Below are 21,593 nucleotides of genomic sequence, written 5' to 3' on the forward strand. Positions count from 1 at the left end.
AAATTAGGCGTTCTATTTCAGATCGCCTGGTTTTTACCTTTTGACATCTTATTATTATGAAAATTGCCTATATCACTTACAGCGGAGCACTCAAGTATGCCAAAGCCAACGGCTTCAATGAAAATGAAGACCTATTACCGTTCCTAAGGAATAGAGGCTTTGATATTACCTCTGAAATATGGGATGACCCACAGGTCGATTGGACGAAATATGATGTCGCCCTTCTGAAGACACCTTGGGACTATCATCAAAAGTTCGAGCAGTTCGACCGATGGCTTGATCAGCTGGAGTCTATCAACGTTAAGCTGCTTAACGACTATAAGGTTGTCCGATGGAATATGGACAAACACTATCTTCAGGAAGTTGAGCAATCGGGATTTGAGATCATACCTTCCATATTTCTGACTAAAGGGTGGAAGGAGGATCTTTCGCCATTTTTTGCTAAGTTAGATACCGACAAATTGATATTAAAGCCCTGTATAAGCGGTGGCTCACGAAACACAATAGTTTTAGATAAACATAACACAGACAGAGATAGTGAGACTGTGGTCAAACTCTTGAAAGAAGGTGATTATATCGTTCAGCCTATGATGTCCCAAATTCAGGATGGAGAATGGTCATTTATCTTCCTTGGCGGAAAATACAGCCATACCATTATTAAAAAGCCGAAAGAAGGCGATTTCAGGGTTCAACAGATTTTTGGGGGAACTATTGAACCGATATCTCCGGATCAGCGCAATATTGCAGAAGCAGAGAAGTATATTTCTAAATATGCAAAAGATACGCTCTACGCCCGTGTTGATGGTTTGATGGTAAACGGACGTTTTATGTTGATGGAGCTGGAACTTGTTGAGCCATTCCTTTATCTCTCTTATCATCCAGATGCAGTTGATAGATATTATGCAGCGTTAAAGGAAAAGCTTGATTTATTTATGTAATAATACATATCAATAAGGAATTATCAAGGCTACTGATGAACTGCTCCCTGTTTCGTCTGCTTCCGCAAAGGATTTCGAAATATTCTCTCTAACTTTTTTCTAACTTTTGTTATACCAGATGCTGTAAGTTGGGTTCATTTTTGATACGCTCCATTCCACTGACAACAATATTAATCTTCTTACTAATGCTATACGGTATTGCAAAACCTTTTTAAAAGCCTTTTTGTTGCGGATATTCGTTTTATTTTCTAAACACCGACCAAAATTTTATTTACAAACCTCATAACAGGAAGTAAGGGAATTGTGGTAAGTAACAATGCCATTTCAAATGTTTTTATATTTAGCTTTATTTTATTTTAGAAACTAAATTATCACTCATCCATTCTTTAATTGTTGTCGGTGTTGTAGATGCCGCTGTTCTCGGTTCTGTGTCATACAAGCCATTCCCGATTGCCGTTAGCATATCGGTCAGAGAGTTTGCAAATGCTTCACTTGTATGATGGTCTTCCAAAAGCGTTTTTATATAGTCCTCTTCTGAAACTTGTTGAAAACGAATAGACTTTCCTGTTAATTCACTCATTTGTAAAGCAATCCCATTGTAGCTTAAATCTGCCGGACCTTGAACTGTTAACCCTTCAATACCTGTCCAGGTTTTGTCAATTAGTAATTCTACTGTTTTTGATGCGATATCTTTTACTGCGATTTGTGGCGCTTTGTAATCTCCGTCAATGGGCAAAAAAAAAGTTCCTGATTTTTTTAGGGATACAGTCTGATACAAAAGGGTTTCAAAGAAGACCGGGCAACGCAATGCCCTTACTGATGCTCCGGATTGACTGATGATGTCTTCGCCTTTATGCAGTGCTGTTATAAGACCGGCCTGTAAATTACTTTCTTTGCCGCCGCCGGATAAATAAACAACTCTTTTTGTACCTGTATTTTTAATTGCTTTTGAAGCTACTATTGCAAATTCTTCGTAATAAGCATTTACATCTCTTTGTGTATTGCTTTGAGGAACACAAAAATAAAGAGTATCACAGCCTTGTAATGCTTCTGTGAATTCAGATTCATTCAACAAAGAGCCTGTGGCAACTTCTACTTTTTCTAAAATGTCAGCTGATATTTTTTTAGGATCCCTAACAAAAATTCTCACCTGTTGTCCCTGCTCTACCAGTTGTTGCAGAATCATTGAACCTGTGTTTCCTGTTGGTGTTGTTATTAAAATCATAATTGAACTTTTTATTGTTTAGTGAAGTACAAAGATGATGAGAGTATTTTTCGAAAACGTTGTTCTATGTTCACATTTTCAGACCTTCGATTTTAATCTGCTCAATGTCTGAGGGGTGAGCCCTAAATACGAGGCAACCATTTTGTTTGATAGTTTTGTCAGCCATTTCGATTGATTTGTCAAAACCCAACGGACTTTTTCTATGGCCTCTAACTTTTGAAAACAATAAATACGTTCCTGTGATTTGATATAAGCTGACTCTAAAATTTGTCGGTAAACGAAAGCAAACTGGGGAACTTTTTCAACTAAATGAAAATAGTCCTCACGGTTTATGACTAAAAGTTCCGAAGCTTCAATAGTCTGCATAAATTCAAATGAAGGTTTTTGATTGATGAGACTTGGTAAAGCAGTGCTGAAAGCATCTTCAAAATGAAAATATCTTGTTCCCTCTTCTCCTTGTTCATTTACGCTAAAAAGTCTTATACAGCCGTTGTTTACAAAATAGTAATGTTTGCAAATTTCGCCTTCTTTCAATAGAAATTCGTTTCGTTTGGTCTTTTTAAGTTTGAAATATGAGGAAATATAAGAAAGTGTCTTATCGTCAATTTCAGTTCTTGTTTTAAAATATTTTTCTAATTGTTTATACACAGATCTTCTTTTTAATCAATTATATTCAATGACAAGATATTAGCTATTCCAATATCCATCCCATTTGCATAAGCTATCGACTAGTAATAAGAGTTGCTTCTCTTTATCAGTAGTAGAGTAAATTATTTGTAAAGGAGCCGTATTCATTCTTTCATTCTTCTCGATTAAGTTGTTTTCGACCAAATTATTTACACGAGTTGCAAGAACATGTTCCGAAATTTCAGGAATGCTTTTAGTTAGTGTAGAAAATTGATTATTCCCTAATGAAATTTCATATAATATTGTCATCAGCCATCGTGTACCTACCAAACTAAGTGTATCATTTACTCTACACCTTTCTGATAATATTCTTCTATTGGCCTGGTTGGTGGAGCTTTCTTTAATTTTCTTTCCCATTACATTACTAATAAAAAAATGAGTTATTGCGTACTACTGATCATCAGCATAGCTTTGGTGCAAAGTTATAAATTAAGTTTATGGAAATTAAAATAGTATTGTTACCAATTGTTACTGATGATTTTGAAGATACAGTAGCTTTTTATAGAAAAATTACTGGTAAAAATGTTTCTCTTTCAGCTGCCCACGACGGGTATCAATTAAATTTAGTGGATCATTTTGTTATTTTGGGTGCTGTGGACGGTCCTGAGGCGCTGGAGATACCTAGCTTGGTTAATGCAATATTTGTAGTTGACGATTTGGAAGCTTTTTGGAAAATACTTGAAAAAGAGTCAAAAAGAATAATTATTCCAGTTAACAGAGTTAGTACAGGTGTTCGATTTATAGTAGAACAAAAAGACGGGAAAATAATTGAATATCTTCAACTTAATGATAATTAAATCTGATTTATTGCTCTGGGCTGTGCTATCTGTGATTTGTCTTTTAATGAAAATATAAAAAAATCAGCTTTCGAGGTTGAAAATTTTACAACTTCGAAAGCTAATTGCTTTAGTTCAGAATTATAATCAACAAAAGTACTCTTAAGATTCTTTGTTCCTAGCAATTCAATTTTCAAAAATTATAATTTTTATCATATTTAGTATTTTTGTTAGAACAAATTTCTACAAGCATACACTCTTAATGTAATAAAGAATATTTACAAATTCAATAGAACAATATGGAAGCATTATTTAAAACGTGGGAAACAAGTCGTAGAATCTATTTAAGTTACTTTGAAAATTATTCATTAGATCAGCTTAACAAAATTCCAAATGGTTTCAACAATAATCTTATCTGGCATATTGGGCATATCATTGTAACACAACAAAAATTGATTTATAGAGGCTCTGGCCTACAAGGATATATTTCAGATTAGTTGTTTAATAAATATCAGTCTGGTACCAAACCTACAGAGCCTGTTTCTGAAAAAGAAGCTGCTGAACTTAAAGGGTTATTGACTTCATTCATTGATTTAACAATAACAGATTTTAAAAAGAATATCTTTATGACTTACAAAGAACGAACTACAGGTATCGGTTTCCATTTGTCTTCCATCAATGATGCATTTGAATGTAATAATTATCACGAAGGAATGCATTTAGGATATATGTTAAGTATTAGAAAGTTTGTGTAAAACAATATTCTTTGAGTAATATTTTTTGGAACTTTATTTTTTAGTATATCTAAATCAATTAGAAACTTGACAAATGATTTTACTATATCTGGAAGAAAATGGGACTTAATAACGAGGTGTCAAATTTGTAATTTTGTGAAATGTATATTTATTTCATGCTAATTAAAAATGTTTTTCCCAATAAATAAATTAGAATATATCTGTCTTCAACCCGATGAATCGCTAACCAATATCGTGGAAAGCATCTGGATGGTAAAAAACCACTCCGAAGAAGAAAAAGAAGGCATTATAGTTCCCGATGGAAAAATAGATTTATTTCTGTTAGCCGATGAAAATGGAAATTTTGAAATTTTCGTTGCCGGGATATGTTCTGTTCCCATTAGCAAACCTCCATTTCCCAAATCTACAATGTTTGCAATCAGCTTTTACCCCATTGCTGCCGAATATATTTTCAAACAATCTTTTGCAGATTTAAATAACACGAAGAAAATACTTCCGACAGATTACTGGGGATTTTCAAGAGATGACCTGATCGATTTCAACCAATTTTACTATAAGACTATTGAGATCATTTCTTTGTTATTATCCAAAGAAATAGAAAACCGAAAAAAGAAATTATTTAAACTCATTTATGATTCAAAAGGAGAAATTACTGTAAAAGAACTCGAAGAAAATACTTTTTGGAGTAGCAGACAAATGAACCGTTATTTCCACAAATGGTTTGGCGTAACGCTTAAGACCTATCTCAATATTATCCGTTTCTCCAACTCATTAAAACAACTAAAAAATGGGGATTTCTACCCCCAACTCAATTATGCAGACCAATCTCATTTTATAAGGGAAGTGAAAAAGTTTGCAGGGGTAAAACCAATTATCTTAAATAAAAACGAAAACGACCGATTTATCCAATTTAGCCTGATGCCGGAAAAGTAATTTTGTTCTGTAATTAAAACAAGAACAAAATGAATTTAAATCACATCAACATCGTTGTACAAGACGTAAATAAAGCTATAAATTTATTTACAAAAGCCTTAGGTTTTAGTTTAATTGTCAATCGAAACAACAAAATGGCAGTTCTAGAAAATGACCATAATTTTGCCTTAGTTATTTGGGGACAGGAATTGAACCACAAGGAAAATACGCCTGAATATCCGGAGAATTTCCACATCGGATTTTATCAGAAGGATGAGCACGCAGTTTGGGATATCTATGAAAAGTTAAAAACAGAAGCTGACTTGCAATTTGAAAGTGAACCTAAGAAAATTAGAAATACGTTTGGTTTCTATTTCTTTTTTGAAAAATTGATGATGGAAATAAGTGTTGATCCATTTAAGGATACTATCAGATAATAAAACTTAACTATAAGTTATTTTAGTATAAGATAATAGTTAAAACAACTATTATCTTACTGCTTATTTCATTTTAAATTCCGTAGGTCTCATATTGGTCAGCTGCTGAAAATTATTGCTAAATGCAGCTATATTCGAATATCCAATTTCATAGGCTATTTCGGTCATATTCAGATTTGTATCTTTTATCAATTCCATCGCCCGGATAATCCGCAGCATTTTTAAGTATTGAACAAAAGTGATATGCAATTTCGTTTGGAATAATCTGGTCAGACTTCTCACACTCATTCCTGATTGCTGAGCAATTCGATCTAAACTTAGATTTTCATTTAATCGATTTCTAAAACTGTCGATTATGGCATTGAGCCTTTGATCGTCCGTTGTAGGTAGTTGAATGGAGAATTTTTTGAGGTTTTCCTTTGATAATACATTCTTAAGCGTGGATAGAAATTCAAATTCCCACGAACCTTTGTAATAATCACCTTGCCATTTCTCGCTAAATGAGAGCATCTCTGCCAGCAACTTACTAACGGGATAAATACCCAGTTCATCATAAAATTCACCATCTTTTTCGTCTGGAAAGTAAATATTGATAATGTACAAATCCTGTGTATTAAACATCAGATTGTGCGGATAATTTTTTGGTATCCATATGTAATGGTTAGATGGGATATAGAAATCCTTTTCGTCTGTTTGCAAGTAAGCAATTCCACCATAAACCAATAATAACTGAGCCTTATCGTGCTTATGAGCAGGTAAACGCTGCTCCGTCTGTTGTCTCATCACAAGGATTGAATGGGGATTTTGATCCACACTACTTATTAATTGACTAAGTATATCCATGTGGCCAAATATAGCAAATATTAGGCTAATTATATAAAAATGAAGCTAAGTGCGTTGAATAATTTTGCAGTATTAATAGTACCAAAATCAATATGAAACGTAAAATCATAAAACCCGACAAAGATTTTGAACATGAAACACAAGTGAAAAAATCTGAACATCAATTACCTCGTCCAAATAAAGAAATTGATAAAGCCAACATTTACGGGCTGTCTTGTGCTTATTCCAGCCCCTTTATGCCAATGATAGATTTAAGCTTTGCTTTTGATGAGTTGAAAAAGATGCTAAAACAATGGTTAATAAAGAGAAAGAAACCAATCATTTATAAAAACAAAACCAATGAAACAATATAAAACAGTTTTGATTTTGAGCATACTGATGTTGTTATTTGCACCCTCTATTTACGCTCAACATACAGAAAAAGTCCAATCTTTAAGTTTGGAAGAAATATGGAAAGTTGCAGAAATGAATAATCGACAACTGAAACTATACGACCTAAATCATCAGCAAAGTACAATAGAAATATTGGAAGCCAAAGACCGTTTGTTACCGGAACTTTCGGTAGGAGCAGACCTAAAACTCAATTCTAAATTTCTGATCTATGACAATGGATTATTCTCTTCTCCACAGGATGTGGCTGTAAAAGGCTATGGGTACGGCGTAGGCTACAACTTAAATTTTAATCTTTACAATGGCGGTAAAGACAAAAGGAGCATCGTCATGAAAAAGGAAGAAGAGACACGAAAACAATATGAACTGGATCTCCAAAAGCATAGCGTAAAATATGATGTCGCAATTGCTTATTTTGATTTATACAAATTTTTACATTTCTATGATTTTCTTAATGCAGAGACTGAAGCAGAAAAAAAGCAATTGAGATTAATAGAAAGTCTGCATAAAAACGGCACCGTACTAAAGAGTGATGTGCTGAGAATCTCTGTGAAATTGTCTCAACTGGAACTTAGTCTTTCCGACGTTAAGAAGAAGATTGAGATCGCTAAACAACGGCTCAATATACTGATGGGGCGTAAAAATGATGCTGAATTAACAATACAACCCGAAGATATAATTGAATTAAACGCTATCACAGACGGTGACTATAATGATTATGTAGACATCGCTTTCAACAAATCTCCAGAATACAAAATAGCCATTAGTGACATCAAATGGAGTGAACTGAACGTAAAACAAATGAAAGCTACGATATTGCCTAAAGTTTCTTTGTACTCTAATTATAATTACAACTATCCTCAAATTTCCTTTTATCCGTACTCAAACGATTTGTGGGGATTTGGTCAGACAGGAATTAAAGTCCAATATTCTATCGATAATTTGTACAAAAGCAAACATACCATTGCTCGTGCCCAAGTTGTCAGCAGTCAGGCTAAAGAAAAAGCTGAAATGAAGAAGGACGAAATCTATCTTCAGGTAAGAGAAGTTTATTTACAGCAACAGCAGGCTTTGGAGAGTGTGGAAACGGCAGAGCATAATATCATTAAAACTACCGAAACAGTTCGTGTTATCAGAAGCAGCTACCTAAATCAGGAATCACTACTGACAGACCTTTTGGAAGCAGAAAACGCTTTATTGGAAGCAAAATTCAATCTGACAACAGCGCAAACAAATGTAAAAGTAACCCATATCAGACTATTAGCAATCATAGGAATTCTTTAATACAACTATTATGAACAAAAATAAAACAGATAAAATTATTGTAAACCTAACCAAATGGTTGGGAATTGCATTATTCGTAGGGATCATTATTTGGGGAGCTACCTATTTCTTAAATGGATATCACTTTGAACAGACTAATGATGCACAGGTAGATGCTTATCTCTCACCGATAAATGCAAAAGTGGGCGGCTATATCAGCAAAATATACTACAAGGACAATCAACTTGTTAAAAAAGGTGATACACTTGTGGTAATTGAATTGGACGAGTATGGACTGAAAAAAGATGCTGCATCAGCGGAACTCATGAGTTCACACGCCAAATTACCGATTTTGACGGCGAACGAAGAAACGCAACTTAAAAGTATTGAGGTTATAAAAGCACAATTGGAAGGAGCTAAAGCGAGATTGAACCAACAGCAAAAAGAATTTGACCGTTATAAAAATCTACTGTCAGATGAATCTACCACACAACAAAAATTCGACAACATTAGTGCTTCTTTATCCATTGCACAGTCAGATTATGATCAGGCGAAAGCTTCTTTAAAAGTAGCAGAATCTAAACTTAATGATTTTAGAGCTCAAAATAATGCTATAAAGGCAGAGATAAAAATTAAAGAAACACTTGTTCAAAGACAGGAATTGGACATCAGATATACGTTTATCACTGCACCTTTTGATGGACAAATTGGTAAAAAGACCATTCAGGAGGGTCAACTGATACAACCCGGGCAAACATTGGCTTTTTTGGTGAACAAAGCCGAGGAAAAATGGGTGATTGCTAATTTTAAAGAAACACAGATTGGCAAATTCAAGATCGGACAACCAGTATCCATAGAAGTTGATGCCTTTCCGAATGAAAAATTCAATGGTACTATCGAATCACTTTCGCCAACCACAGGTTCACGTTACTCATTGTTACCTCCAGATAATGCTACAGGTAATTTTGTGAAGATCATCCAACGGATTCCTGTAAGAATTAAACTGATCGATATGCCTGAAAAATTACGAAAACTTTCTGCCGGAATGAATGCCAATGTTTATGTTTTAAAAGATTAATAATGCAAGCACATAAAATACCTATTTTCAAATCTTGGGTATCCGAATGGGTGGCGAGATCCGTCATATTTGCTATCCTGATGGCCTGTCTGTTTAGCTTCGCTTTTTACGGTAGTCCGGTTGCAACGATGGGCTTTTATGGCATACAGCCTACCGATGTACAATATGGTATGGTCGTTATCTATGGATCTACCGTAGCTTTCTTAGCATTGGATTTCCGTATCGTAAAATATTTTGCACCAAGAAAATATCTACTGATGGCTCTTGCCGTAAATGCAATATGTTCTGTGATCTGTTTTCATTTCAAAGATTGGACATTGTTTGTTAGTTGCCAGTTTTTTCAAGGAATTACCTGTGCATTAATGTCAGGCATCGTCTTACAACTTATTTTTCCAAGGTTACAATCTGTACGTGCCCGTGTGATTGCCTTTAGCCTACTGTATGGCAGCATACAGATTGCCGTTCCTTTCTATTCTATTTTTACCAGTGTGGTCATTCATTTCTTTGATTTTAACTGGCTATTCTACGGATTTATAATCATAGTCATCATTCTAACAATTACTGTTTTGCTAACAATGAACGGTAAAGCTCGATTTACCAAGAAGATTCCACTTTATCAGGTCGATTGGATAGGCTATCTGTTTTACGTGTCTTTTATCTTAATCTTAGGATACATCCTTGTCTACGGGCGACAATTGGGATGGTTCGGTAGTTCATTAATCACTACTCTTAGTGTCGTTGATCTAATTATTCTTTCCCTTTTCATCATTAGAGAATTGAAGCTTAAACGACCATTGATCAACTTGCAGATTTTCAAGACAAAGAATTTTGTCATTGGGCTATTACTACTTTTTACATTTTATATTTTTAAAGGAAGTACAGGACTTGCCTACGGCTATCTTGAGGTGATTTTAGGAAATGACCCACTGAGCACCATTCCTATATGGACGGCTGTAATTTTTGGAACTACATTGAGTATGTTCGTTACTTCCAGATTTATCCTGATGGGGTACAACCTGATAAGGATGATTATTGTTGGCTTTGGAATAATGGCGATCTATTATGCTTATATGATACTATTTGTTTCTGTACAGGGTGAAACAATTGATTTCATTCTACCGATGTTTATTTATGGTGTGGCAACAGGAATCCTATTTGTTCCTATTGTTTCATTTACCACTTCATCAGCACCTCCCCAAATTTCTATCAATGCATCGCTTCTTGGTATATTGGCTAGGTTTACAGGGTTTACAGCTAGTCTGGCATTGAATAACGAACTTCAATTATTTGCAAAATCAGGAGTTCGAGAAAAGATTCGGGAATCAATCACGGAAACCAGCCCTCAATTACCAACTACCTTACTGGACATTCAAAATCAATATAATAATTCAGGTAGCGATATCTATACTTCAAAAGCAGTATCCTCAGCTTATTTTAATCAAATGATAGGTCATCAGATATTGGCTCGTGCCACCAGGGACTATTATGATTTGATGTTAACAGGTGTGATTTTCGTAATTGTTGTTTTGCTCTTATTACCACAAATTCAAAAAGTTGTTTTGAGATTACGAAAAGGTAATATACCATATTAAAAATCATTTTCATTGAATGTATGTAAAGCTTCTTATGGATAAATTTTATATTAAAACACTAAACAGTTGTTTTATTAGTCTTTGACTAATAAAGTCATACCATTCAAGAGGAAAAAATTCAGGAGGTAATGAGTTGGGCAATTTTTCCTGCAACAATCTTAAAAACTCCAGTTGATCATTTGATTGCGGGTATACATTTCCTATGGCAAAATTCTTTCGAGGAAAATCTGACTTAATATTACTGGACATTCTACCATACATAGTTTACCAAAAAAATATTTGCATTTTCAAAAGCCTTACAGTAATCCCTTATTGCTGCTTCAAAATTTGATCTATTCGTTTTTTTATATTGTTTAACATCAATTATGGCTAATGCACTTTCACTTTTATTATCATCTTTAAAAATTACATCAGGCTGAACATACTTTTTACGTTTATCGCTTATTAAATTTTCAACACGACTCTTCATTTCAGAAAAAACATTGAGTTCTGGAATTTTTATCTTCACACATTCTGTAAATTTTTCAGCAGCACTTCCAAAAGCTGTTCGGTTAATCCTATCTTATTGTAGATATTGAATATTAAACCAAAAAATTCATTACTGAATTTAAAAATCTTTTCGGTACTACGAAAAGGTAGTGATTTTATGTGATGTGCAATTTTCAACTTTACCCCAATAAAAAGTTGATCAACTGTTCAAATCATTATTAACATCAAAAAATCACGTTATGAATATCGAAAGAACAGAATTTATTGCATGGATGGAGAAGATCATGGAACGATTCGACATCCTCAAAGAACAAACGACATCAAACCAATCCCGATTTATTGAGGTCGACGGCGAAGTTCTGTTAGACAATCAGGATGTCTTACAACTTCTAAAGATCAGTTCAAGGTCCTTACAACGTTACCGCACGGACAAAAAGCTTCCTTACTACACCATAAGCGGCAAGCTGTATTACAAACTGTCCGATGTCCATCAGCTCATCAGGGAATGTCTAAGTTCATAAGGAACTGAGACATCAGCTGCCAAAGACCTACCTGCAATACCATTTTATATCAATCCATCACAAGTACATCTATTTTCGTCTCATCAAAATTAATTGTGATGGAAGAAACAGCACAGAATGGAGCCGATGAGATCAAGCCAGTGTCAGACACACTGTTGGTCTTGAGCAAGGACACCAATAAGATCGAAATGGTCAAGGGCGTGGACAAAGATGGAAACCTTCAAAAGTTCCCACCAAACGAAATGCAGGAAAGTGGTCAATTGATCCGGGTTGACAAGCACGGTGATCTCTTCTCCAACTTCTTTTCCAATTTCTACCGGCAGCTTAAAAACCCTTCGCATTTTAATTTTTTCAAGGTCTCGGAATACGATGCGGTCAACACAGCCAAAGACCTTCAGCAGTATGTCGATCAGGCATCGCTTGAAGAAAAGGAAAAATTGAAAGAATATGAAGTCCTACCAAAAAATACAAACCCATCAAAAAATCAGAATACAATGGAAAACAACACAGAAACTCAGGAGTACCGTTTCCAGCCTGAACAGATAGACTGGAAGACGATGGAAAAATTCGGGCTTAACCAGGAAAAGCTTGAAAAGCTAAATGCTATGGATCCTCTGCTCAGAGGCTTCAAAACCAACACATTAATTCCCATCACCATCAATCTGGGAACAGCGGTCAGCAAGATGGATGTCCGACTATCACTCCAGACCGCAGACAACGGCGAAGTTGCCGTTAACCTGCACGGCATCCGCAAAGAGCCTAATTACAACCTCAAGTTCCTCGGTCACGAATTCACCGACGAAGACAAAAAGAACCTCAAGGAAAGCGGCAATATGGGCAGGGTGGTCGATCTGGTCAATCCCAGGACCGATGAGATCATTCCGTCCGTCATCAGCCGTGACCGCCTCACCAATGAATTGGTCGCTTACAGGGCAGAGTATATCAAGATCCCTGATGAAATCAAAGGCATCAAGCTTGACGACCACCAAAAACAAACTTTACTCGAAGGCAGGCCACTTTATCTGGAAGGGATGACCTCCAAAAAAGGAGAACTGTTCGATGCCACCGTCCAGTTCAATGCAGACAAGCGCTATGTCGAATTCATCTTCAACAATAACCAAAGCCAGCAACAATCACAATCCAATCAGCAAGGTCAAAAAAATGACGGGGAAGCCCCAAGCGTTTTCCGGGGAAAAGAACTGGATGATGCACAATACGATAAATTCAAGGCAGGGCAGACGGTCTATATTGACGGTCTTACAGACAGCAAAGGAAAAGCCTATCAAGGATACATCACTTTCAATCAGGAAACCTCCAAAACGGACTTTTCCTTTACCAATCCCAACAAGATGAAGGAAAAAGCCCAGCCATCCAAAGACCATAAGACTCAAAAAGCGGTCAATTCCGATGGCAAGACCAATGAGGCGACAAAGAACATCAAAGAACCATTAGAATCCAAACAGCAACAACCTGCCAACAAACACCAAGAAGCCCAGCAGAAGAAACCGACCAGATCCAAAGGGCGCAAGATGTAATCCAAGACTTACAATTACAAAAACAATTCTAATCATACTAAATCCAATCCTATGAAAGCCATCATCGCAGAAAAACCCAGTGTCGCAAGAGAGATCGCCCATCTGTTAAATGCCAACGATAGAAAAGACGGTTACCTGGAAGGCAACGGGTATTGTGTGACCTGGGCATTAGGCCATCTGGTATCGTTGGGAATGCCCGAAGATTATGGTATAAGAGGCTTTGATAAAGCCTCTTTGCCTATCTTTCCAGATCCATTCCTGTTGATCCCAAGACCCATCAAAAAGCAAAACCAAAAAGGCTATCAGCCTGATCCATCTGCACTCAAACAGCTAAAGATCATAGAAAATATCATCTATCGGTGCGACAGCATCATTGTAGCCACCGATGCTGGAAGGGAAGGAGAGCTTATCTTCCGATACATCTATCAGTACCTCCAATGTAACAAACCATTTGAAAGACTGTGGATCAGTTCCCTGACTGAAAAGGCTATACAGGATGGTTTTAAAAAACTTCAACCAGGTTCTGTATTCGATGGTCTCTATCAGGCAGCCAAAGCCAGAAGCGAGGCCGACTGGCTGGTCGGGATCAATGCCACCCAGGCATTGAGCATTGCCGCCGATCAGGATGTATATTCTTTAGGAAGGGTACAGACCCCGACATTGGCTTTGATCTGCAAAAGATTTGAAGACCACAACAATTTCAAGCAGAAAAAATACTGGCAGATCCAGTTGAAGCACCGAAAAGAATATCTGGACTTCAACAGTCAGTCAACACAACAATGGGAAGATAAAAAACAGGCGGAGCAGATCCTGAGATCCATAGAAAGAGAGGGCAGAGCCACTGTTGAAAATGTATCCATAAAAACAGTGCAGGAATCATCCCCTTTACTTTTTGACCTGACAGAACTTCAAAAGGAGGCCAACAGGAAGTTGGGTCTGTCAGCCGATGAGGTCTTGCAGACCGCACAATCACTTTATGAAAAGAGATTCATTACCTATCCACGAACCGGAAGCAAATATATTCCCGAAGATCTTTGGGAAGAGATCCCCGAACTCGTAAGGATCTTAAACACGACCGATCAATTCAAACCAGCCATTTCAACCCTTAAATTCGGTAGTTTCAACAAGCGAATGGTTAATGACCTCAAGGTAACCGACCACCACGGACTTCTTATTACCACAAAGATTCCGTCGGCACTCACCGCAAAAGAAAAAGCCATCTATGATATGATCGCCTACCGTTTACTGGAATCTCTTTCAGAACATTGCAGCAAACAAGTCAGTCATATTACGCTTAAAGTACACCACTATGAATTCAGCATCAAGGGATCAAAAATAATAACCAAAGGCTGGCGAGCCATCAAAGGGATCCTCTCAGAATATAACGATAATAACAAAAATAACGACAGCACTTCCAATAGCCATAATGTCGAAGAAACACTTATTGACCTGCCGGAATTGAAAATAGGGGATGAATTGAAAATTTCCCAAGCCAACCTACAGGAGAAGACCACTCAACCGCTCAAGCTTTACACCGAGGCCGATCTGTTATCAGCTATGGAAAATGCAGGAAGATTGATCGAAGATAAAGAACAACAAAAAGCCATTTCAAGTGTGGGGATCGGCACACCTGCGACCAGAGCCTCCGTCATTGAGACCTTGCTCAGCAGAAACTATATCATCCGAAAAAGCAAAGCCCTAGTTCCAACCGAAAAAGGACTGAAAGTTTATGATCTTGTCAAAGATAAAAAAATTGCCAACGTGCAAATGACCGCAGAGTGGGAGATAGCATTGAATAAGATCGAAAAAGGTGAACTCAGCTCAACACAATTCATCATCGATATCAAAGACTACACAAAGGAGATCACCAAAGAACTATTATCAATATCCATTCTACAAGAAAATATCCCCGAACTCAAATGCCCGAAATGCCAGCAGCAAAACCTCATCATCAAAGACAAGATCGTCAAATGCCCTGATGAGCAATGCAACTGGATGCAGCTCAGAAATGTTTGCGGCGTACAGCTCAGCCTTGAACTCATTACTTCACTCATCAACAATAAAAAAACACCACTTATCAAAAATATGAAGGCCAAAAATGGTAAGAAATTCAATGCGTTCATTGTGCTAAAGGACGACCATGGAACGGCATTTAAGTTCGAGAATTCATAATGCTATTAATTTCGTATCTTAGAAATAAATTCATGAAAGTAGCATTATGTTATGAACTGAACTCGGTCAAGATTGATTGGAATCTTCCTTTTCTTCCACGTGCCGGCGAATACATTTCTGTAGCGGAGTTGATCTCCGATCGGCAGAACAAAGAACTGAATCCCAAAAGGGACCTTTATGTAGTACGGAATGTGTCGTGGTTCCCATCAAAAGATAGGCAACGATCTTTAGTTGAGATCCATTTGGAAAGTTAGATGACTATTTCATACCCTTTTCAATTCTTACCAACAAGATTTCGATGTCAAAAGGTTTTGCAATAAGTCATCAGGCACACAAACCACGCAATTGACAGAGTTTTACACGGTCTGTGATTAAAATTTTTTTAGCTCCCGTTAATAAATGTTGGTGGCACATGAGCTGGAATAATTACTTACTTTTTGTACGTTGAATTTCGGAACGCGAGGCCATAACCAGAGCTTCCCAAAGCTATCGGGCCAGATTGAAGATTCTTTTGATCTGATCATATTTTGGTTACAAATAACCATTGACGGGAGTACATAATAACTTTAAATTTGTTTAGTATTAAATATTCAAATCACAGAACAAAGTTTCTGAAAAAAAATACAGGCCTGTCGCTCAAACTATTTCTGCTGGTCATTATAATAAATTATTATTCTTTATGAAAATTTTCTTTCTCCGCTACATCTTGATGTCCGCTCTCGTCTACTCAGTCCAAAGTAAAGCGTGCTCGGCATTTTTGCTGACAGGGAACAATTATAACGTCGTTGGCTTCAATGAAAACTGGAAAACAATGCCCGGAATGATCGTCGTTAATAAGCGGGATGTCCTGAAAAGGAATATCAGCTGGCAAAATCTGACAACTGATCAAACACAAGCCAATAAACAGTGGACTTCAAAATTCGGTTCCGTTACGTTTAATCTTTTGGGATATGACCTTCCCTGCTACGGCGTCAATGAAAAAGGTCTTTTTTTGGTTGAATTATATCTCGAAGAGACCAGTAAAGTATATAATCCAAAACAGCCTGATATGTTCTGGGCACAATGGATCCAGTATCAGTTGGACAACTACAAAACGGTAAAAGAAGTGGTAGACCATCTGAATGATGGGCCCAACATTAACTGGTGGCCCAATGCAGCCGGAAGTCATTTTTTCCTGACCGATGCCAAAGGAAATTCTGCAACGATCGCCTTATTAAACGGGAAATACTCCGTACTTACCAATAAGGAAATGCCAATGCCATTGCTATGCAATAATCAGTACCATAAGGATCTGGCCGCTGCTAAAAAATTTGATTTTCTTGGCGGAAATGAAAAGTTTGATTTTGAACAGAGCATAAAATGGGAAGACCGCTACACCCGTGCGTACTACATGCTGAAAAATTATACGTACGATGAAAAGCCTGTCGACTATGCGTGGAATATTTTAAACTCAATACATCCCGGTGAATGGCAAACAGTCATTGATACCAGGAAAATGAATCTGTATTTTAGATCTGATCTGAAGAAAGAGGTAAAGACCATAGATATCAGGAAGTTGGATTTCTCCAGAAATGCGGCTATAAAATATTTGGATATCCATACCGATGAAACCGGAATTGTGAACGGGGACTTTCAAAATCTTACAACTCTAAAAAATAATCAATATGTTGAGAAAGGATTTCCAATAGGCTATGACAATAAAGAATTTGGCGAATCGGACATTTTTGAAAAATTGAAAAAGAACATTGCTAAGTTCTTTGAAAATATTCTGCCGGCATCTTAAGTCTTGTAAAATATACTTTTAAAATGATGAAGATGAAAAGGCTGCTACAAACTAAATGGATATCGCTGGCGTTACTTACCATATCTTTTTTACTGATCTATAATCCACTGACCAAATTTCCATATACTTTTTGTGTCATCATTATTTTTATCCTGATCAGTACCTACTTGCAAAATGGCGATCTGAAATCACTCAATTTTAAGAACCTCAAGTCAGGTGACATAAAGATTATTTTAGTTTCATATCTGGTCTTAGAATTGAGTGTGGATTTTATGATCCAGCCGCTGGTCAATTGGCTTTGTAATGAACCAGCTGATTATTCTACTTTTGAGCATATCAAAGGTGACACAGCACAGTATCTCAAATGGCTGTACAGAATGTGGATCAGTGCTGCGATAGGAGAGGAATTGCTGTTCAGGGCATTTGCTTTCGCTCAACTGAAAAATATCTTCGGTGATAAGAAAATTCTTATAGTGATCCTTTCCGCATTGATGTTCTGCCTGCCTCATTTGTATCAAGGAACGGCAGGACTGATCATGACATTCATATTCGGGATCGCTTTTGGATTTTTATATATAAAATTCAAAAATATCTGGATCAATATCATTGTCCACGGACTGATCGATACTGTTTTTCTCACCTTGAGTTACTTGGGATACATCGAGTTCTACCAGTTTATATGGTAGCCATGTGCTTCTCTCATAAAGTCCTTAAAGTTTTTCTTTTGAGGGATTCCTTATCTTAAATGATATTAGAATTAACTTATAGAACTTATTATACAGAAAGAAGCAGCCACTAAGCTGCTTCTAAATTTTAAAATTTATCCAATTCTAATCCCCTTTTTCATGTTCATGAGGTTTCAGTTTTGGATGTTTAGGCTGGTTTGGAGGATTTACCCTCCTTCTTTTGTCGGGTTCCCCATCTGGTTTCTTTGGTTTGGGGCCTGGCTTGATCGCTTCGATTGAATTCATAGCGTAAAAAAAATGGTTAATAATTACTTTTGATATCAAAACCGATTGATATCGTTTCCAAAAGTAAATTATCACCCGTACAATTCATTACGGAAAACCGTAACGGTCTGACCATTTATTAGTTGAAGCATATTTTATGTCAAAGACAAGCAAGTTTTTTATCTTCTTCGCGGAGCACTTCGGGTATGTGGTCTCACATAGGTTCCATCTTTTCGGGTATACCCCTTTACTTGCACAGAGCCATCTGAACTTGACCTTGAACCGTAGCTTGATGATGATGGTCGTGGGGAAGAATATGACGATGTTTTGGAATAACTGCCATACGTTGTGTAGTTAGGTTTATTGACCCATCCGTAATAATTTCCCCATTTAAGTTTGCTGTAATTTTTCTTATTGGCTTTTGAAGACAAGAAAACTACCGTGTCTTTAGGAATAATGATAGCTGACGATTCACCTTCACTGCTGGAATAAAGCTGTGTATCTTCCTGAAGCCGAACTGTGTAATAGTTTGTACATGAAATTACCGATAAAAGTAATACGAGATAAAGTAATGATTTTTTCATTGTAGATTATTTTAATAATGTACAAATCTAAAACTACTTTATATCGAGTCATTACGGTTTTCCGTAGTCTCGGAAATTTTATCATTACAATTCTCTTAGAACTTTTGTTAATTTTTCTTTCTCCCCACTTCCCGTCGTCGAAAATCTTATCAACGGAATCTTATACTTCTCCAAGATCTCATTCTTCATTACATCTCTTTCAGCTTGTCTACTTTCCAGTTTATGATATTCATATCCATCAACTTCTATAGCTAATACAGGATTTTTTCCCAGTTTATTGTAGATCAAAAAATCAAGATGAGTCGCGTGATGTCTTGCGTAACGCTCTTCTTCAGGACTTAATCTGGAAAAATCTATCAAAAGGTTTCTTAATGGATGATGAATAATTACGCCATATTTTGAAAACTCATTGTCGGACAATACTTCCCTGATTAACGCATACATGAGATTCTCACTGTCGAAAACAGATTTCTTTTTTTGATCTGATAACAAGGCTCTTCTTTTTTCTTCATACCCTTTATACAGATAATCAAAAATAGAGTGCACCTCACTGTTGATCATGCTAAAATTATTGTAATCAATATAACGGATCAGATCTGAGATATTCGTGTCATTGTCACTTTCATTTCCGTTCACCACTAGAATCAGCTGATCTTTGGCTCTTGAAATGGCTACATTCAGACGGTTCGGATTGTCTGTGAATTCAGAGATTTCATTGTCAACTGTGGAGAGAATGATCACATCATTTTCTCTCCCCTGAAATTTGTCTACCGTATCGGCTTTTATATCTGTACCCTGAAAAGTTCTTTGTAGTGCGATGGTCTGATTTCGGTAAGGCGTAACAATTCCCAGATTGACACCTTCCAACTTTTGCTGGGGAATGATTTCCTGAATAATGACATCAATCTGACGCTGATTCTCTCTTTGACGGGCATGGTTGCCTTCAGTTGTTTTATAAACTAATAAAGGTTCTCTTTCCGTCTGTCCTTCCGAAAGAATGATCAACTGATCGTTATAAAATTTACGGTTACAAAAATCAATGATTTTAGGATGGCAGCGATAATGTTCTTTTAAGGGTGTTTTAGGAACCTTCGGAAATACTTCTGTGACGGAAGAAAGTAGGCTATGATTGGAATAGCGATAAGGTTCCGGAATATCATAGGTCTTAAAGATCTGATCTGTATTTTCTGCTGTATCAGAATCCACTACATTGGGAAGCTGTTTTAAATCTCCCACAATGACAGCCCGTTTTGCGCAGGATAATGCGAGTACTCCTGTTGCAAGGTCCACCTGTGAAGATTCATCAACAATTACATAATCGTAGACGACATTTTCAGCAAGGCTTCTCCTTAATGAGTAGGTTGTACTCATAATGACAGGATAATCATTAATAAATTCTTCTGATTTAAAACGAAGATCCCATTCGGTATATTCTGAACGTTCCTGTCCTTTATATTTTTGGTAGAGTTTGTTTTTAAACAGCTGCATCGATCCTTCAGTATATTCCTTCATTTTATCATTGAAGGAAAAATGCTGTAATGTATTTTGCAGCTCCTGCTTTCTGAGAGTAAGCTCTGAAATTTTCACACCATAGTATTTTGACTGAACAACCCTGATCATTTCTTCATACGATAAGGTATAGAAAATCTTATCTCTCAACCCGTACAGAAAAGGAAATATCAGTTTACGCCACCAGTAGAATTTCTTGCCTGTTTTCTCATAATCTTCCAAGGTGACCCATAAAGAAAGCAGCTGATCTGAACTGACATTCTTTTTAAAACGGATTTCCGTTGCCAACGCCACATCATCCGTAAAATGCTGATGCTCTGTTTTAATCTTATCGATTTCCAGTTTGAGTAAAGCCAATTCATTCTTTAATTCCAACTTTTCAGCAAGTTCAGTAAAAAGAAGGGGAGTAGACTGAATAAGGTATTGTTCCTGTTCTTGCTCTAATCTAAAATCTGATAGATCCGGGATTTCAGTCTGAGCATCGATAAATTCTTTTCTATTCTGGCTGCTTCCCAACAATGCCGCTATAAAAGAAACCCCATTGCTCTCCAGTTTCTCAAAAACATTTCTTGTCGCTGAATTATTGCTCGAAACAACAGCCACACTCTGATTATTCATCACCGCATTGGCAACAATATTAAGAATGGTCTGGGTCTTTCCTGTTCCCGGAGGGCCTTCAATGACACTTAACGGACTTGAAAACGCATTGTCAACTCCGTTTTTCTGACTTAAATTAAAACCGAAAGGAAAGATTTCAATAGGAGAGGCGTGGTAATTCTTTTCGGGTTCTTTTCCATTAAGGAAATTATACAGAATAGATGTCTCAGGAATAAAACGGATACTCCCATAGCTGTTAGCAAGAATATTATTGCCTTCCTCTGTCTTCAAACCAACACTTTCTGCAATCGCCTTTAAATAAGAAAAAATATTTCCTGCTCTCTCACTTTGAATAGCAGATCTCACCATCTTAATTCTATGTTGAGGATAAGAATAGGTTTTACCACTGCTTTTATATACGACTACACATTTATTGCCCTCAAAAGAATAAGATTCTATCTCGTCACTTCTGTCTTTATTATCTATGTATAATGCTTCTCTTCTAATAGTATGTGGTTTAGATTTTTGCATGAATTAAAAATTACTTATAAATATAA

At 36.5% G+C, this 21,593-nt stretch carries 22 protein-coding genes; 15 read left to right on the forward strand and 7 right to left on the reverse strand.

From position 1 onward, the window contains the following. Window positions 1-56: 56 nt before the first annotated feature. Window positions 57-938, forward strand: a complete 882-nt coding sequence (locus ACED20_RS00915) for a RimK family alpha-L-glutamate ligase (RefSeq protein ID WP_288446117.1) — start codon at window positions 57-59, stop codon at window positions 936-938. A 346-nt stretch (window positions 939-1,284) separates the two neighbouring features. On the opposite strand, the gene ACED20_RS00920 is transcribed toward ACED20_RS00915, so the two are convergent. The 3 genes from ACED20_RS00920 to ACED20_RS00930 all read right to left on the reverse strand — a co-directional run bounded on the left by ACED20_RS00920 (window position 1,285) and on the right by ACED20_RS00930 (window position 3,207). Next, window positions 1,285-2,163, reverse strand: a complete 879-nt coding sequence (locus tag ACED20_RS00920) for an NAD(P)H-binding protein (protein ID WP_288446115.1) — start codon at window positions 2,161-2,163, stop codon at window positions 1,285-1,287. A 78-nt stretch (window positions 2,164-2,241) separates the two neighbouring features. Continuing rightward, entirely contained in the window at window positions 2,242-2,811 is a 570-nt protein-coding gene (locus ACED20_RS00925) for a Crp/Fnr family transcriptional regulator (protein ID WP_288446114.1), read from the reverse strand. A 39-nt stretch (window positions 2,812-2,850) separates the two neighbouring features. After that, window positions 2,851-3,207: a helix-turn-helix domain-containing protein gene (locus ACED20_RS00930; protein WP_288446112.1), complete on the reverse strand. Its 357-nt coding sequence runs from the start codon at window positions 3,205-3,207 to the stop codon at window positions 2,851-2,853. An 80-nt stretch (window positions 3,208-3,287) separates the two neighbouring features. Here ACED20_RS00930 and ACED20_RS00935 point away from each other — a divergent pair, with 80 nt between their 5' ends. The 5 genes from ACED20_RS00935 (at window position 3,288) to ACED20_RS00955 (ending at window position 5,730) form a co-directional block, all read left to right on the forward strand. After that, entirely contained in the window at window positions 3,288-3,647 is a 360-nt protein-coding gene (locus ACED20_RS00935) for a VOC family protein (RefSeq protein WP_266175969.1), read from the forward strand. A gap of 278 nt (window positions 3,648-3,925) precedes the next feature. After that, entirely contained in the window at window positions 3,926-4,123 is a 198-nt protein-coding gene (locus tag ACED20_RS00940; protein ID WP_353938893.1) for a DinB family protein, read from the forward strand. Beyond that, window positions 4,124-4,381: a hypothetical protein gene (locus ACED20_RS00945; protein WP_288446110.1), complete on the forward strand. Its 258-nt coding sequence runs from the start codon at window positions 4,124-4,126 to the stop codon at window positions 4,379-4,381. It begins immediately after the preceding gene. A 168-nt stretch (window positions 4,382-4,549) separates the two neighbouring features. Beyond that, window positions 4,550-5,314, forward strand: a complete 765-nt coding sequence (locus ACED20_RS00950) for an AraC family transcriptional regulator (RefSeq protein ID WP_288446109.1) — start codon at window positions 4,550-4,552, stop codon at window positions 5,312-5,314. A 29-nt stretch (window positions 5,315-5,343) separates the two neighbouring features. After that, entirely contained in the window at window positions 5,344-5,730 is a 387-nt protein-coding gene (locus ACED20_RS00955) for a VOC family protein (RefSeq protein WP_288446107.1), read from the forward strand. A 63-nt stretch (window positions 5,731-5,793) separates the two neighbouring features. Here the strand turns inward: ACED20_RS00955 and ACED20_RS00960 are convergent, their stop codons facing one another. Further along, window positions 5,794-6,573 (reverse strand): helix-turn-helix domain-containing protein, encoded by a 780-nt coding sequence (locus tag ACED20_RS00960; RefSeq protein WP_288446106.1) that lies wholly within the window; start codon window positions 6,571-6,573, stop codon window positions 5,794-5,796. Window positions 6,574-6,665: 92 nt separating this feature from the next. Between ACED20_RS00960 and ACED20_RS00965 the strand changes: the two genes are divergently transcribed. From ACED20_RS00965 to ACED20_RS00980, 4 genes are read left to right on the forward strand one after another with little or no spacing between them, the layout of a single operon-like run. Continuing rightward, a complete protein-coding gene (locus ACED20_RS00965; RefSeq protein WP_288446105.1) occupies window positions 6,666-6,926 on the forward strand; it encodes a hypothetical protein in 261 nt (86 codons plus the stop codon). After that, window positions 6,913-8,247, forward strand: a complete 1,335-nt coding sequence (locus tag ACED20_RS00970) for a TolC family protein (RefSeq protein WP_288446104.1) — start codon at window positions 6,913-6,915, stop codon at window positions 8,245-8,247. The genes ACED20_RS00965 and ACED20_RS00970 overlap by 14 nt, the downstream gene beginning before the upstream one ends. 10 nt (window positions 8,248-8,257) lie before the next feature. After that, a complete protein-coding gene (locus tag ACED20_RS00975) occupies window positions 8,258-9,304 on the forward strand; it encodes an HlyD family secretion protein (RefSeq protein ID WP_288446103.1) in 1,047 nt (348 codons plus the stop codon). A gap of 2 nt (window positions 9,305-9,306) precedes the next feature. Continuing rightward, the gene (locus tag ACED20_RS00980) at window positions 9,307-10,896 is read left to right on the forward strand and encodes an MFS transporter (protein ID WP_288446102.1); all 1,590 of its coding nucleotides are present in this window, start codon (window positions 9,307-9,309) and stop codon (window positions 10,894-10,896) included. 250 nt (window positions 10,897-11,146) lie between these two features. Here ACED20_RS00980 and ACED20_RS00985 read toward each other — a convergent pair whose 3' ends face one another. Further along, window positions 11,147-11,404: a hypothetical protein gene (locus tag ACED20_RS00985; protein ID WP_288446101.1), complete on the reverse strand. Its 258-nt coding sequence runs from the start codon at window positions 11,402-11,404 to the stop codon at window positions 11,147-11,149. A 220-nt stretch (window positions 11,405-11,624) separates the two neighbouring features. Between ACED20_RS00985 and ACED20_RS00990 the strand changes: the two genes are divergently transcribed. The 5 genes from ACED20_RS00990 to ACED20_RS01010 all read left to right on the forward strand — a co-directional run bounded on the left by ACED20_RS00990 (window position 11,625) and on the right by ACED20_RS01010 (window position 18,082). Next, window positions 11,625-11,906, forward strand: coding sequence for a helix-turn-helix domain-containing protein (locus tag ACED20_RS00990; RefSeq protein WP_201134281.1), 282 nt, complete (start codon window positions 11,625-11,627; stop codon window positions 11,904-11,906). A 98-nt stretch (window positions 11,907-12,004) separates the two neighbouring features. Next, a complete protein-coding gene (locus tag ACED20_RS00995) occupies window positions 12,005-13,441 on the forward strand; it encodes a DUF3945 domain-containing protein (RefSeq protein ID WP_288446100.1) in 1,437 nt (478 codons plus the stop codon). 51 nt (window positions 13,442-13,492) lie between these two features. Beyond that, window positions 13,493-15,613: a type IA DNA topoisomerase gene (locus ACED20_RS01000; RefSeq protein ID WP_288446099.1), complete on the forward strand. Its 2,121-nt coding sequence runs from the start codon at window positions 13,493-13,495 to the stop codon at window positions 15,611-15,613. 679 nt (window positions 15,614-16,292) lie between these two features. Continuing rightward, complete coding sequence (locus tag ACED20_RS01005) at window positions 16,293-17,396, forward strand: linear amide C-N hydrolase (protein ID WP_288446098.1); 1,104 nt, start codon at window positions 16,293-16,295, stop codon at window positions 17,394-17,396. A 32-nt stretch (window positions 17,397-17,428) separates the two neighbouring features. Continuing rightward, window positions 17,429-18,082 carry a CPBP family intramembrane glutamic endopeptidase gene (locus ACED20_RS01010; protein ID WP_288446097.1) on the forward strand — a complete coding sequence of 218 codons (654 nt, stop codon included), beginning with the start codon at window positions 17,429-17,431 and terminating at the stop codon, window positions 18,080-18,082. 443 nt (window positions 18,083-18,525) lie between these two features. On the opposite strand, the gene ACED20_RS01015 is transcribed toward ACED20_RS01010, so the two are convergent. Next, a complete protein-coding gene (locus ACED20_RS01015; RefSeq protein ID WP_288446095.1) occupies window positions 18,526-18,930 on the reverse strand; it encodes a hypothetical protein in 405 nt (134 codons plus the stop codon). Window positions 18,931-19,014: 84 nt separating this feature from the next. Next, window positions 19,015-21,567 carry an AAA domain-containing protein gene (locus tag ACED20_RS01020; protein WP_288446094.1) on the reverse strand — a complete coding sequence of 851 codons (2,553 nt, stop codon included), beginning with the start codon at window positions 21,565-21,567 and terminating at the stop codon, window positions 19,015-19,017. Window positions 21,568-21,593: the final 26 nt, after the last annotated feature.

This window comes from Chryseobacterium sp. sg2396, from assembly GCF_042610505.1.
Taxonomy (GTDB): Bacteria; Bacteroidota; Bacteroidia; order Flavobacteriales; family Weeksellaceae; genus Chryseobacterium.

Excerpts from the sequence above, each read along its gene's own strand:
- ACED20_RS00970 (WP_288446104.1), top strand. The coding sequence starts at position 6,913 with ATGAAACAATATAAAACAGTTTTGATTTTGAGCATACTGATGTTGTTA.
- ACED20_RS00990 (WP_201134281.1), top strand. The coding sequence starts at position 11,625 with ATGAATATCGAAAGAACAGAATTTATTGCATGGATGGAGAAGATCATG.
- ACED20_RS01000 (WP_288446099.1), top strand. The coding sequence starts at position 13,493 with ATGAAAGCCATCATCGCAGAAAAACCCAGTGTCGCAAGAGAGATCGCC.
- ACED20_RS01020 (WP_288446094.1), bottom strand. The coding sequence starts at position 21,567 with ATGCAAAAATCTAAACCACATACTATTAGAAGAGAAGCATTATACATA.
- ACED20_RS01015 (WP_288446095.1), bottom strand. The coding sequence starts at position 18,930 with ATGAAAAAATCATTACTTTATCTCGTATTACTTTTATCGGTAATTTCA.
- ACED20_RS00955 (WP_288446107.1), top strand. The coding sequence starts at position 5,344 with ATGAATTTAAATCACATCAACATCGTTGTACAAGACGTAAATAAAGCT.
- ACED20_RS00975 (WP_288446103.1), top strand. The coding sequence starts at position 8,258 with ATGAACAAAAATAAAACAGATAAAATTATTGTAAACCTAACCAAATGG.
- ACED20_RS00960 (WP_288446106.1), bottom strand. The coding sequence starts at position 6,573 with ATGGATATACTTAGTCAATTAATAAGTAGTGTGGATCAAAATCCCCAT.
- ACED20_RS00920 (WP_288446115.1), bottom strand. The coding sequence starts at position 2,163 with ATGATTTTAATAACAACACCAACAGGAAACACAGGTTCAATGATTCTG.
- ACED20_RS01010 (WP_288446097.1), top strand. The coding sequence starts at position 17,429 with ATGAAAAGGCTGCTACAAACTAAATGGATATCGCTGGCGTTACTTACC.
- ACED20_RS00935 (WP_266175969.1), top strand. The coding sequence starts at position 3,288 with ATGGAAATTAAAATAGTATTGTTACCAATTGTTACTGATGATTTTGAA.
- ACED20_RS01005 (WP_288446098.1), top strand. The coding sequence starts at position 16,293 with ATGAAAATTTTCTTTCTCCGCTACATCTTGATGTCCGCTCTCGTCTAC.
- ACED20_RS00930 (WP_288446112.1), bottom strand. The coding sequence starts at position 3,207 with ATGGGAAAGAAAATTAAAGAAAGCTCCACCAACCAGGCCAATAGAAGA.
- ACED20_RS00965 (WP_288446105.1), top strand. The coding sequence starts at position 6,666 with ATGAAACGTAAAATCATAAAACCCGACAAAGATTTTGAACATGAAACA.
- ACED20_RS00980 (WP_288446102.1), top strand. The coding sequence starts at position 9,307 with ATGCAAGCACATAAAATACCTATTTTCAAATCTTGGGTATCCGAATGG.
- ACED20_RS00950 (WP_288446109.1), top strand. The coding sequence starts at position 4,550 with ATGTTTTTCCCAATAAATAAATTAGAATATATCTGTCTTCAACCCGAT.
- ACED20_RS00940 (WP_353938893.1), top strand. The coding sequence starts at position 3,926 with ATGGAAGCATTATTTAAAACGTGGGAAACAAGTCGTAGAATCTATTTA.
- ACED20_RS00915 (WP_288446117.1), top strand. The coding sequence starts at position 57 with ATGAAAATTGCCTATATCACTTACAGCGGAGCACTCAAGTATGCCAAA.
- ACED20_RS00995 (WP_288446100.1), top strand. The coding sequence starts at position 12,005 with ATGGAAGAAACAGCACAGAATGGAGCCGATGAGATCAAGCCAGTGTCA.